Raw genomic sequence first — 12335 nt, forward strand, 5'->3', positions numbered from 1 at the left:
TCGGTGACGACCATTTGGGGGGAGGAATGAGCTCTGCCTCGGCTCCACCCGAAGGCGACCCGGTCACCATCGGGTTCACCGCTGCCGCCGCGGTGTTGCTGGCCGGCGCGGCCGTGCTCGTCTCCGCCTGGTTGACCAGCGATTTCCTGCGTTTGCTGCTCGGTTTGGTGCTCGCCGGGTACGGGGTCGTGGTGTGGCGGGGCGCCGCCGTGACCGACCTCGACCGCCCGCGCCCGCTCGGCGTCCCGGTGGAGCGCGCGCTGGGCGCCGCCGCCGCGTTGTTCGGCGCCGACCTGGTCGCGGTCGCGGTGGTCGCGTCGGTCGTGGGCGCCGCGTCCGAGGAGTTCTCGCCGCCCTCGCCGACCTTGCTCATAGTCATCCGCTTCGGTCTGCCGCTGGTGGCGCTGGTGGCCATGGCGTTCAGCGGGCTCGCGGCCGGCCCGGTCGGCACCGGGCTGGTGCTGCCCACGGCCGTGGCCGCGGTGCTGGCCGTCCACGTGCCCGACGCCGCGTCGCTGGCCGTGGTCATGCTGGTCGTCGCGGTGCTCGCCACGCTGCTCGCGCTGGCCCCGCACGACGGGCCGTGGCCGCGGTTCGCCACCGTCGCGGGCGCGGTCGCCGCGTCGTTCGCCGTCGGCGCGGGCGCGTCACCGATGATCGGGCTGGACGTGGTGGCCGGGCAGGCAGGGCAGCCCGGGACCTCGGCGCCCGGCGTGCACCCGGTGATCCCGGTGCTCGCCTTGGCCGTGTCGGCCGTGCTGCTCGTGATCGCGGTGCGCCGGCGGGACACGGCGGGCGGGCTGGTGGCCGCGCTGGCGTTCGCCGCGCCGCCCGCGGGCTTGGTCGGCATCGCCGGCATCGCCGGCATCGCCGGCATTGTCCCCGTGCCGGGGAGCGCAGCACTGCTGATCGTCCCGGCGGCGGTCGTGGTCATCGCGTTGGTCGCGTGGGCGATCGGTCGATTACGGGTGCCGCTCCTGCTCGCGACGGTCGCGGTCGCCTTGGTGGTCTGCGTGGTGCAGGCGCTGCCGGTGCTCGGCTGGCCGGCGCGGGTCGAGGGTGTGGTGGCGTTGGTGGTGTTCGCCGGGGTCGTCGTGCTCGCGTGGCGATTACCCGGGCCGCCCGGTGCGGTGCCGGCGGGAGCGGTGCTGGTCGCCGTGGCGCTGGCGCCGCCGTGGTCCCGGCTGGTGGCCGGGGACCAGCCGGGCGCGGCGGGTCACGTGGTGGCGGCGTTGGTGGGAGTGGTCGCGGCGGGTGCCGCGGTGTGGGTGTTGGTACGGCGTCATCCGCGGTCCGGGGTGATCGCGGCGGCGGCCTTCTGCGCGGCGGGCACGCTCGCGCATTCCTTGTTCGCCACCGGGATGGCGGCCGGCGTGAGCCAGCCGGGGTGGGCGGCGTTGGTCGAGTTCGGACCGCTGGTCGTGATCGGTGTGGTCGCGGCGGTCTTCGCCGTGCGGGGGCGGTTGCTCGCGGCGGCGCAGGCGGCCGGCGCGGTCGTGCTGGCGGCCGCCGGGTTCGCGATGGTCGTGCTGATCGCGTTGGCAGCCGGGCTTTCCATCGCGCCCGCGCAGTACGGCATCGAAGTGGTCATGGCGCCGCTCGCGCCGACGAGCATCCCGTACCCGCGGGTGGTCGGGGAGGGTGCCGGGTGGTTGCTGGCTGGGGTGGCCTTGCTGCTCGTGCTGGCCGCGGTGTTCGCCACGACGTTGGCGCGCCGCCCTGCGGCGCCTTTGGCCGCCGCGGCCGCGCTCGTGGCGGTGATCGGCGCCCAGTGCGCGGGGGTCCTCACGCTCGAGGGTGACCCGCCGATCGGGCTCGGCCCGGTGACGGCGATCGCGCTGGGTTGCGGCGTCGCGTGCGCCGGGATCGCGGCGACCGCGGGACGCCGGTTCCGCCACCGTCGTGCGGAACCGGCGCAGCCGCTGCCCCAGGAGTAGCGACCTGGATTGCGCGGCCCGGCACGGGCCAAACCCCCAATAAGCAGGCCCGGTCCGGTGTCGCGAGAACAACTCTGCCGTCCGGCGGATCCCGGCGACACCGGGTTTCCCCCCGATCGGGTTGAGTAGAACTACCCGGTATCGGCCGCGGCGGCGAGGACAGCGGCCTCGATCGCGGCGCGGCGGTCCGGGTCGGCGGCCCCCGAGCGGGGTTCGTCGCCGAGGCAGAACGAGTCGATCGCCGTGCCGCCCATCGTCGCCGCGCGCGCCCACCACAGGTCGACGTCGCAGCGCTCCAGCGCCGTGGCGATGCTGTGCAGCAACCCGATCCGGTCCGCGCACCGCAATTCGAGCACCACACCGCCGTCCGCCTCGTTGTCGAACCAGCGCACGCGGGGGGCGGGCGGGTCGAACGGCGCGGTGCGGTAGTCGCGCTCCTTGGCGGCCAGTTTGTCGGCCAGCTCGAGGGTTCCACCGAGGGCGCGGCGGAACTGCTCACGCAGCAAGGCCGCGTCGGGCAGCGACCCGAACCGCGGCGACGCCGTGAGCACCAGCACCGCGACCCCGCGCTCGCCGAGCGCGGTCGCCGCGTGCACCTCCAACGCGTTCAGCGCGAGCACTCCGGCGGCCAAGGACAGCAGGCCCGGCCGGTCGGGAGCGCCGAGCGTGACCGTGGCCAAGGCGCCTTCGGTGTCGCCCGTGTCGTTCGTGGCCACGAGCACGTCCGGCTGACCCGACGCGGCAACGCGTTCGGCCAGCTCCCGCTGCGACGGATCGAGTGGTTCCGGTCCGGGCGCGTGCTCGCCCGCCATCGCCTGCGCGCACCGGCGGACCAGGTCGGCGACCAGCGACGCCTTCCACGGCGTCCACGCCCCCGGCCCGGTCGCCAGCGAGTCGGCCTCGGTGAGGGCGTGCAGCAGTTCCAGCAACCGGACGTCCCCGCCCAGGGTCTCGGCCACCCGTTGCACGGTCGCGGGCTCCTCGACGTCGCGGCGGGTCGCGGTGTGCGGGAGCAGCAAGTGGTGGCGCACCATGGCTTGCAGGGTGTCCACATCGGACTTGGACAGGCCGAGCCGGGTGCCCACCTGCTCGGCCAGCGCCGCCCCGACGACCGAGTGGTCCTCGTCGCGGCCCTTGCCGATGTCGTGCAGCAACGCGCCGAGCAGCAACAGGTCCGGGCGGGCCACCGAGGTCACCAGCTTGGCCGCGTTGGCCGTGGCCCGGATCAGGTGCCGGTCCACCGTCCAGACGTGCGCGGCGTCGCGGGGCGGCAGGTCGCGCACCGCGCCCCACTCGGGCACCAGGCGGGCCCACAAACCCGTCCGCTCCAACGCTTCCACGACGTCGATGAGCCCCTCGCCCGCACCCAGCATGGCCACCAGGTCCTGGCGCAGCGCCGCCGACCACGGCGCCCGCGGCTCCTGTGCCGTGTCGGCCAGGGTGGACAGCGCACCGGGCGCGATCGGCGCACGCACCTTCGCCGCGGCGGCGGCGACCCGCAGCAACAGGCCGGGATCCCGCGAGGGGTCGGCGTCGCGGGCGAGCGCGACCTCGCCGTCGGCCAGCACGACGCCCTCGGCGAGCGGCCTGCGGTCCGGTTTCCGGCGCAGCACCCCGAACCCGCGGCGTTGCGCCGACGCGTCCCGCATCGCGACCTCGAGCGCGTAGGACACCGTGCGCCCGGCCCCGGACAACGCCCTGGACAACTCGAACCGGTCGGCGAGGCCCAGCGCGGCCGCGACCTCGTCACCGTCCTGCGGGCGCACCACGTCGACCGCGCGGCCGGTGAGCCGGCGCAGCTCGGTCCTGGTGTTCAACAACAACTCGTGGGCTTGGCGCACTTCCGCGCTCGGCCGGTCCACCAGCTGACCGTCGGCGAGCGCGGTCAGCAGCCCGATGTCGCGCAGCCCGCCCTTGCCGTGCTTGAGATCCGGCTCGACGACGTGGGCCACCTCCCCCGCCCGGCGCCACCGCTGCCGCGCGGACTCGACGAGCTCTGCCGCCCGTGCCCGCACGCCCGCGCGCCACCGCTGACGCGCCGCCCCGATCAGCCGGCCGGTGAGGTCGCCGTCCCCCGCGAGGTGCCGCGCGTCGAGCAGCCCCACGGCGACCCGCAGGTCGAACGCGGCGACCTCGACCGCCTCGGCGACCGTGCGCACCGCGTGGTCCAGGCCGATCCGGGCGTTCCACAGCGGGTACCAGAGCAGTTCGGCAGCCTGGTCGACGCCCTCCACCTTGTCGTGCACCAGCAGCAGGTCCAGGTCCGAGTGCGGCACCAGCTCGCGCCGGCCGAGGCCGCCGAGTGCCACCAGGGCGACGCCGTGCACGGCCGTGTCGATCCCGGCGTGCGCGGCCTGCGCCGTCAGCCAGAACTCGTGCAGATCGGCCAGCGCCTCCCGCAGCACGCGGGGAGGCAGCTGACCGCTCCCGAGCAGCCGGTCCCTGGCCTGCACCAGGTCCAGCGCGGATTCCTGCACGCCTACAACGCGTCCGTGCCGCGTTCTCCGGTGCGCACTCTGACCACGGTGTCCACCGGCGTGACCCAGACCTTGCCGTCGCCGATCTTGCCGGTGCGCGCGGCCGACACGATGGCGTCGACGACCTTGTCCCCGGCCGCGTCGTCGACCAGCACCTCGACCCGGATCTTCGGCACGAAGTCCACCGAGTACTCCGCGCCCCGGTAGACCTCCGTGTGGCCCTTCTGCCGTCCGTAGCCCTGCACCTCGGACACGGTCATGCCGAGCACGCCGAGTTGTTCCAGCGCCGCCTTCACCTCGTCGAGGGTAAACGGCTTGATGATCGCGGTGACCAGCTTCATTGGTCGTCAGCCTTCCTCGCCGATGCGTGCGGGAACCTTGCCTGCCAAGGCATCCGCGTTGCGCCCGATGCTCGATCCGCCACCGCGCAAGCCGGTGAACTCGTACGCGCTCTCCGCGTGCTGGTCCTCGTCGATGCCGCCGACCTCCGCGTCGGCATCGGCGCGGAAGCCGATGGTGAACTTGATCGCCAGGCCGATCAGCAGCGTCACCACGAACGAGTAGCCGAGCACGGCCCCCGCCGCGACCGCCTGGCGCCAGAGCTGGTCGAACCCGCCGCCGTACAACAGGCCGTCGGCGCCCGCGGAGTTCCACGCCGTCGTGCCGAAGAAGCCGATCAGCACGGTGCCGACGATGCCGCCGACCAGGTGCACGCCGACCACGTCCAGCGAGTCGTCGAAGCCCAGCTTGTACTTCAGGCTGACCGCGAGCGCGCACACCGCACCGGCGATGATGCCGATCGCGAGCGCGCCGAGCGGGCTGACGAAAGCACACGCCGGGGTGATGGCGACGAGCCCGGCCACGGCACCGGACGCGGCGCCGAGGGTGGTCGGCCGACCGTCACGCAGCTGCTCGACCAGCAGCCAGCCGAGCACGGCCGCCGCGGTGGCCGCGGTGGTGTTGATGAACGCGACCCCGGCCAGGTCGCTCGCGCCGAGCGCCGAGCCCGCGTTGAAGCCGTACCAGCCGAACCACAGCAACCCGGCGCCCAGCAGCACGAACGGCAGGTTGTGCGGGCGCATGGGCTCGCGTGGCCAGCCACGGCGCTTGCCGAGCACGATCGCCAGGGCGAGTCCCGCGGCACCGGCGTTGATGTGCACCGCGGTGCCACCGGCGAAGTCCAGCGCGTGCAGCTTGTTGGCGATCCAGCCGCCGGTGAAGTCCGCACCGGTGAACCCGTCGAAGGCGAACACCCAGTGCGCCACCGGGAAGTACACGATCGTCACCCAGACCGCGACGAACAGCGTCCACGCCCAGAACTTGGCGCGATCGGCGATCGCGCCCGAGATCAGGGCGGGCGTGATGATCGCGAACATCAGCTGGAACACGACGAACGAGAGCGCCGGGATCTGGTGGCCCTCCCACGGCTTCGTCACATCCTCGGCCGCCGCGCCGACCAACGTCCCGACCGTGTTCTTGAGCCCGGCGAAGTCGAAGCCGCCGAACAGGCCGCCGACGTCGTTGCCGAACGCGATGCTGTAACCGAACAGCACCCACAGCACCGACACCACGGCGAGCGCGATGAAACTCATCATGAGCATGTTGAGGGTGCTCTTGGCGCGCACCATGCCGCCGTAGAAAAACGCCAGGCCCGGCGTCATGAGCATGACCAGCGCGGCGCTCGCAAGCACCCAAGCGGTATCTCCCGCGTTCACAGTTCCTCCCGCGCTCCTTGGATGCCGCAAGCCTCGGAAAGACCTGTTTCGCGGGATCGCGTCGCACGTTTCGGGCCGGTGAACTCCGCACCTGGGCGTGTTACGTCCGGGTTTCAGGGTTTGCGGGCCACCCCGGCGTACTGGCCGTCGGCCCCGGCGTCGCCCAACCGTTCCTCGGGCAGCTCGGGGCGCCAGCGCGATGTGGTGACCAGACCGGGTTCGACCAGCTGGTACCCGTCGAAGAAGCGCAGCACCTCGTCGCGGTTGCGCGGGAACACGCTGTTGGACTTGGCCTTGCGCATCATCTCGGCGACGATGTCCGCGCGGTTGCCGGTCAGCTCGTTGGTCACGTGGCTGACCGCCAGGTGGCTGCCGGGCGCGAGCTGGTCGCGGTAGGCGGCGAAGATCCCGAACGGCTGCTGCGCCGGAGCGAGGTAGTGGCCGATGGTGAGCGCGAGCAGGCCGACCGGCCGCGCGAAGTCCAGCAGGCGCCGGGTCACCGGCGAGCGCAGCACCAGGTCCGGGCGGGCGACGTCGGCCCGGATGATCGCCGCGTTCGGGTTGTCGGCGAGCAGCATCTCGCTGTGCGCGACCGCCACCGGGTCGATGTCCACGTAAACCACCCGGCACCTGGGATCGGCCGCCTGTGCGATCTCGTGCACGTTGCCCACCGTCGGGATGCCCGAACCGAGGTCGAGGAACTGCCGGATCCCCTGCTGCATCATGAACAACACGGCCCGGCGCAGGAACGCCCGGTTCTGCTGCACGTGCCGGCGCGTGTCCGGGTTGACGTCCAGCACCTGCTCGGCCATGTCGCGGTCGACGGCGAAGTTGTGGCCCCCGCCGAGGATGTAGTCGTAGATCCGCGCGGCGCTCGCCCGTTCCGGGTCGATCCCCTCACCGGGCCACGCCGTGTCGGTCATCCCCCGCGCCTTTCTCCCTGAACTGGAAGAGGGCCACCATAATGGACCTATCGACACCCTCATCGCCGTGCCAGCCGCCGCCGTCACCGACGACGCGTGGCTGAGCGCCCAGCTCGCCGCCACCGGCACCCTCTACCGCACGGGTGACCAGGAGGTACGTGGTGTCCTCTGGTGGTACTCGGTGAGTTCGGTGCTGCTCGGCGCGTGCGTCGATCCCCTGGTCCGCACGGGGGTCGCGGTCGACCCCGGGCCGGCCCACTGCACGCTCTACGTTCACCCGGACGGCCGGGTGCTCGACGCGCGCTCCACCCGGGTGGCCGGTGACGGCGTGACCGTGCTCGGGCCGTTGCTCGCCGACGCGCTGGGCGTGGCGATCGACGCGGTGGCGCGGCTCTCGGGGGCGCGGGCCCGCGCGTTGTGGGCCATCGCGACCGACTCGCTGGCCAACCGGATGTTGTGGGCGGGCGCGTCCGAGGCGCTGACCTCTGAGCTGGCGCGGGCCGTCGGACCCGCCTTGCCGGCGCCACGCTGGGTCGAGGTGGGCGGGCGGACGGTCGTGCGCCGCGCGTCGTGCTGCTTGATCTACCTCACGCCCGGCAACGCCAAGTGCGCCAGCTGCCCGCGGCAGCGCCCCGAGGAGCGCCGCCGCAGGCTGCAAGGCGGATAGCCGACTACTCGGCGGCCTTGGCGATGGCCTCGAACTGCTCGTCGGTCAGCTCGATCTCGGCCGCCGCCATGTTCTCGGCGAGGTGCTCCGGCGAGCTGGTGCCGGGGATCGGCAGCATGACCGGGGAGCGGCGCAGCAGCCAGGCCAGCGCCAGCTGCGCGGGCGTCGCGCCGGTTTCCTTGGCGATGTCGTCCAGCACGCCGCCCGGGCGCGCCAGCTTGCCGACGCCGACCGGGAACCACGGGATGAAGCCGATACCGTTGGCCTCGGCGTGGTCGAGCACGGCCTCGCTGGCCCGGCTGGCCACGTTGTACATGTTCTGCACCGACACGATCTCGACCGTCTCGCGGGCTTCCTCGAGCGTCTCGACGTCCACTTCGGACAGTCCGATGTGCCGGATCTTGCCCTCGTCGCGCAGCGCCTTGAGCTCCCCGACCTGGTCGGCCAGCGGGTAGTCCGGGTCGACCCGGTGCAGCTGGTACAAGTCGATGCGCTCCACGCCCAGCCTGCGCAGGCTGGTCTCGACCTGCTGGCGCAGGTAGGCGGGCTTGCCGAGCATCGTCCACTCGTCGGGCCCGGTCCGCACGAAGCCGCCCTTGGTGGCGATGACCAGGTCCTCGGGGTAGGGGTGCAGCGCCTCCTTGATCAGCTCCTCGCTGTAGAAGGGGCCGTAGGAGTCGGCGGTGTCGATGAAGTTGACCCCGCGCGCCACGGCCTCGCGCAGCACGGCGAGCACGCGGTCGTGGTCCTCCGGCGGCCCCCAGACGCCCTTGCCCACGATCCGCATGGCGCCGTACCCGAGGCGGTTCACCGTCAGGTCCCCGCCGAGGGCGAACGTGCCGCCGGGTGCCGTCTTGGTCTCAGAAGTCATGTCCTGCACTGCTTTCTTTCGATCCTCGGAAACTTTTTCGGGTTCGCTGTAACTGTGGTGGGCCGCTCGGCATCCGTTCAGGTGTGGCCATGAGGACCGGCCGGACGGGCGCCGCGTGCTGGGGGTATGCGGCGCGCTCCGGCCGGCCTCACCGCACCCAGCCGGGTGCCGCGTTCTGTCCGGGTGGCAAGGAATCGGTGAACCGGTCGACCAGGTCGTCGGCGCCCGCGTCGGTGAGGCTGCCCCACAGCCGCAGGCGGGCCATGCCGCCGTCGGGGAGGATGTCCATGCGCACCTCGGCGACGTCCGCCCCGGGTTCCAGCCGGAACTTGTGACACGTGTCGGGCTGCAACCTGGTGCGGGGCAACAACTCCACCTCACCGTCGGCACGCAGACCGGTCAACGTCACCCAGCCCGGCGCGTTTCCCTTGAAGTGACTGGTGTCCAGCTCGGCGAGGTGCACCACACCGTGGCCGGCCAACCGGACCTGCACCCAGTCGTTGCCGTCGTCACGGCGGCGTGCGGTCTCCCACCCGTCGCCCATGACCGCGGCGAGGCCAGGCGAGATCAGGTTGGCCGGTGACGAGTAGAACCAGTTGCTACAGCCGCTGATCATCCCGCCGTTGGCCAGCGCGGCGAGGTCGAGCCAAGTCCGGTCGATCACCCGGGGATCGGGAACCGGCGTGCCGTGCACCCGCAGCCGCGCGACGCCGCCGTCGGGGTGCTGGCGCAGGCGCACGTGGGTGAACCGCCGGTCCGACAGCACGTCGAACAACGTCCGGGTGTCACCGCTCACCGGCGAGCGGGGCACGAGGTCCACCCAGTCGAGCGCACACAACTCGTCCGGGCTCGGGTAACCGTCGACGCCGACGGCCTGGACGGACACCTCGGGCGGGTAGTTGCCGGTGAAGAACGCCGTGTCGACCACCACGCCGCTGATCACGCCGGGCAGCCCCAACCGGACGATGGCCTCGTCGGCGCCGTCGCGGTCGATGCGCCTGCGCCGGGTTTCCCAGCCGTCGTAGACCTGTCCCTTGGCGCCGAACGTGCTGGGCTGGAACTGTGGTGGCGCCGCGGTGACCAGGTTCTCCCGCACGGCGAAGAACTCGTCGTTGGCCCACGGCACACCGCCACCCACGGCCCGCGACGCGAGATCAGGCAGCAGTACCCAGTCCGGTTCCGCGGTCACTGTCCCGCCTCCCCGGAGTCTTCTCCGCCGGTTGTGCAGGTTGAGGTGCGGTTGGCAGCGCCTCGGCTTGACCCTGCCGTCATCTGTCCTCCCGGGTGAGCAGGCGGCCGCGTGGGTGATCGCCGGTGACCTCGTCGCCACGAAGCCAGGTCGACCGCACCAGGCCGCGCAACGCGAGCCCGTCGTACGCCGTGACCGGGTTGCGGTGGTGCAGCCGCGCCGCGTCCACCGTGAACTCGGCGTCCGGGTCGAACACGCACAGGTCCGCGTCGAACCCCGGCGCGATGCGGCCCTTGTGCCGCAGACCGACCAGCTCTGCCGGCCGTCGCGCCATCCACCGCACCACGTCGGCGAGCGGGATGCCCCGAGCCGTCGCCTGTGTCCACATGGCCGACAACCCGACCTGCACGCCCGCTATTCCGCCCCAGGCCGTGCCGAAGTCGCCGGTGTTCTTCAGCTCACGCGTGGCGGGCGAGTGGTCGGAGACCACGCAGTCGACCACCCCGTCGCGCAGGCCCGCCCAGAGCCGGTCCTGGTTGGACTTGTCGCGGATCGGCGGGCAGCACTTGAACCGGGTCGCCCCGTCCGGGACGTCCTCGGCGGCGAGGCAGAGGTAGTGCGGGCAGGTCTCCGCGGTGACCTGGACCCCCCGTCGGCGGCCCTCGGCGATCAGGGCCAGACCGTCCGCAGTGGACAGATGGAGGATGTGCACGCGGGCGCGGGCCTTCTCGGCCGCTTCCAGCACCCGTGCGATGGCGGTGGTCTCGGCCGCCGGCGGCCGCGACGCGACGAAGTCGGCGTAGCGCAGGCCGTGCGGCGCGCCGATGGACCCGGCGTCCTCGGCGTGCACGATCAGCGTCCCGCCGAACCCGGCGATCACCTCGAGCGCCTGGTCGAGCCCGGCGTCGTCCAGGCAGCCGAACTCGTCGACGCCGGAGTGCAGCGTGAAGCACTTGAACCCGAAGACCCCGGCCGCGTGCAGCCGCGGCAGGTCCGCGGCGTTGCCCGGCACGGCGCCGCCCCAGAAGCCGACGTCCACGTGCACCTGGTCTCGTGCCGCGGCCTGCTTGGCCTGCAGGGCCGCGACGTCGGTGGTCGGCGGAATGCTGTTGAGCGGCATGTCGAGCAGCGTCGTCACGCCCCCGGCGGCGGCCGCGCGGGTGGCGGTGGCGAAGCCTTCCCATTCGGTGCGGCCGGGCTCGTTGACGTGCACGTGCGTGTCGACGAGGCCGGGCAGCAGCACGACGTCGTCGCCGAGCGCGATGTCGTCCGGCCCCGGCTCGCCGTAGTCCTCGACGGCCGCGATCCGCCCGTCCCGCACGACGACGCTGCACGCCCGCTCCACGTCGTCGACCACTGCCCTGCGCGCTCGAAACACCCGCTCCACCCGGCCGAACCTACCGGCCCAACACCCTCCCAAGCGCCTCCCCAGCACGCCCCACGGGAATCAGCCCGCTAAATCCCGCCGAAAGCCGAGAGCAGATGTCGGTTGACCAGGAGGTCTGCGGGCGAGAGGGCCGTATTCATGACTCATGAATGGGTGGGGCGGGTGTGCCTCGGAAGGTGGCGCGGTAGGCGCTGGGCGAGCGGCCGACGGCGGCGCGCAGGTGCAGGCGCAGGGAGCCGCCAGTGCCGAAGCCCGCTTGCTCGGCGACGCGATCCACGGGCAGGTCAGTGGATTCCAGCAGGTGACGGGCATGGGCCAGGCGTTGCTGGTTGATCCAGTGCAGCGGCGAGAGGCCGGTTTCCTCGCGGAACCGGCGGGTGAAGGTGCGTTTGCTCATCGCCGCCCGCCCGGCGAGGTCGTCGAGGTCGACCTGGCGGTCGAGGTTGGCCAGCAGCCACTCCCGCACCGGGCCGGTCGAGGCACTGGGCGAGGCGGGCACCGGCCGTTCGATGAACTGGGCCTGGCCGCCCTCGCGGTGTGGCGGCACGACGACCATCCGGGCCGCCTTCGTGGCCACCGCGGCGCCGTGGTCGCGGCGGATCAGGTGCAGGCACAGGTCGATCCCCGCCGCCTCGCCCGCCGACGTCAGCACGTCGCCGTCGTCGGTGTAGAGGACGTCCGGATCGAGTCGCACGTGCGGGAAGGCCCGGCGGAACGCCGCCGCCGCGTTCCAGTGCGTCGTCGCCGAGCGGCCGTCCAGGAAGCCCGCGGCCGCCAACACGAACGCGCCCGTGCAGATGGACGCGACGCGGGTGCCCGGCCGGATCCGGGCGAGCGCGTCGGCCAGCGGACCACGCAACGGCGTCGTCAGGCCTTCGTCCTTCTCCAGGTGCGACGCCGGGACGATCACCGTGTCCGCCGTCTCCAACAGCTCCGGGCCGTGCTTGACCAGGATCTCGAAGTCCGCTTCGGCCGGCACCGGCCCGGGCTCGAGCGCGCAGGTCAGCACCTCGTAGCAGTCCCCAGCCGCCGCGAAGACCTGGTGCACGAGGCCGAGCTCCAGCGGCAGCACCCCGGTCCGGGCCAACACCACCACACGATGGGTCATGGCCCGATTTTGACACATGTTGTCTTCGAGCCAGCGGCGACGCGGTGCCCGCGCTGCGACG

At 72.7% G+C, this 12335-nt stretch carries 10 protein-coding genes; 2 read left to right on the top strand and 8 right to left on the bottom strand.

The features are described from left to right. Positions 1-26: 26 nt before the first annotated feature. Positions 27-1937, top strand: coding sequence for a hypothetical protein (locus tag EV186_RS18650; RefSeq protein WP_133850601.1), 1911 nt, complete (start codon positions 27-29; stop codon positions 1935-1937). Between the two features lie 131 nt (positions 1938-2068). Here EV186_RS18650 and EV186_RS18655 read toward each other — a convergent pair whose 3' ends face one another. The 4 genes from EV186_RS18655 to EV186_RS18670 form a co-directional block, all read right to left on the bottom strand. Next, positions 2069-4414 carry a [protein-PII] uridylyltransferase gene (locus EV186_RS18655; protein WP_133850602.1) on the bottom strand — a complete coding sequence of 782 codons (2346 nt, stop codon included), beginning with the start codon at positions 4412-4414 and terminating at the stop codon, positions 2069-2071. A gap of 2 nt (positions 4415-4416) precedes the next feature. Further along, positions 4417-4755, bottom strand: coding sequence for a P-II family nitrogen regulator (locus EV186_RS18660; RefSeq protein WP_133850603.1), 339 nt, complete (start codon positions 4753-4755; stop codon positions 4417-4419). A gap of 6 nt (positions 4756-4761) precedes the next feature. Beyond that, positions 4762-6129: an ammonium transporter gene (locus EV186_RS18665; RefSeq protein ID WP_208115677.1), complete on the bottom strand. Its 1368-nt coding sequence runs from the start codon at positions 6127-6129 to the stop codon at positions 4762-4764. A 113-nt stretch (positions 6130-6242) separates the two neighbouring features. Then, positions 6243-7052, bottom strand: a complete 810-nt coding sequence (locus tag EV186_RS18670; protein ID WP_133850604.1) for an SAM-dependent methyltransferase — start codon at positions 7050-7052, stop codon at positions 6243-6245. A 67-nt stretch (positions 7053-7119) separates the two neighbouring features. Between EV186_RS18670 and EV186_RS18675 the strand changes: the two genes are divergently transcribed. Beyond that, positions 7120-7719, top strand: a complete 600-nt coding sequence (locus EV186_RS18675; RefSeq protein WP_243754136.1) for a (2Fe-2S)-binding protein — start codon at positions 7120-7122, stop codon at positions 7717-7719. A 4-nt stretch (positions 7720-7723) separates the two neighbouring features. Here the strand turns inward: EV186_RS18675 and EV186_RS18680 are convergent, their stop codons facing one another. From EV186_RS18680 to EV186_RS18695, 4 genes are all read right to left on the bottom strand, one after another. After that, positions 7724-8590, bottom strand: coding sequence for an aldo/keto reductase (locus EV186_RS18680; RefSeq protein ID WP_133850605.1), 867 nt, complete (start codon positions 8588-8590; stop codon positions 7724-7726). A gap of 148 nt (positions 8591-8738) precedes the next feature. Then, on the bottom strand, positions 8739-9779 hold the full coding sequence (gene alc, locus EV186_RS18685; protein WP_133850606.1) for an allantoicase: 1041 nt from the start codon (positions 9777-9779) through the stop codon (positions 8739-8741). A 79-nt stretch (positions 9780-9858) separates the two neighbouring features. Beyond that, on the bottom strand, positions 9859-11166 hold the full coding sequence (gene allB, locus EV186_RS18690) for an allantoinase AllB (RefSeq protein WP_133850607.1): 1308 nt from the start codon (positions 11164-11166) through the stop codon (positions 9859-9861). Positions 11167-11302: 136 nt separating this feature from the next. Next, on the bottom strand, positions 11303-12274 hold the full coding sequence (locus EV186_RS18695; RefSeq protein WP_243754137.1) for a GlxA family transcriptional regulator: 972 nt from the start codon (positions 12272-12274) through the stop codon (positions 11303-11305). Positions 12275-12335 lie beyond the last annotated feature (61 nt).

Origin of the sequence: Labedaea rhizosphaerae (assembly GCF_004362825.1) — a bacterium.
GTDB classification, from domain to species: Bacteria; Actinomycetota; Actinomycetes; order Mycobacteriales; family Pseudonocardiaceae; genus Labedaea; species Labedaea rhizosphaerae.

Excerpts from the sequence above, each read along its gene's own strand:
- EV186_RS18650 (WP_133850601.1), top strand. The coding sequence starts at position 27 with ATGAGCTCTGCCTCGGCTCCACCCGAAGGCGACCCGGTCACCATCGGG.
- EV186_RS18660 (WP_133850603.1), bottom strand. The coding sequence starts at position 4,755 with ATGAAGCTGGTCACCGCGATCATCAAGCCGTTTACCCTCGACGAGGTG.
- EV186_RS18670 (WP_133850604.1), bottom strand. The coding sequence starts at position 7,052 with ATGACCGACACGGCGTGGCCCGGTGAGGGGATCGACCCGGAACGGGCG.
- EV186_RS18680 (WP_133850605.1), bottom strand. The coding sequence starts at position 8,590 with ATGACTTCTGAGACCAAGACGGCACCCGGCGGCACGTTCGCCCTCGGC.
- EV186_RS18695 (WP_243754137.1), bottom strand. The coding sequence starts at position 12,274 with ATGACCCATCGTGTGGTGGTGTTGGCCCGGACCGGGGTGCTGCCGCTG.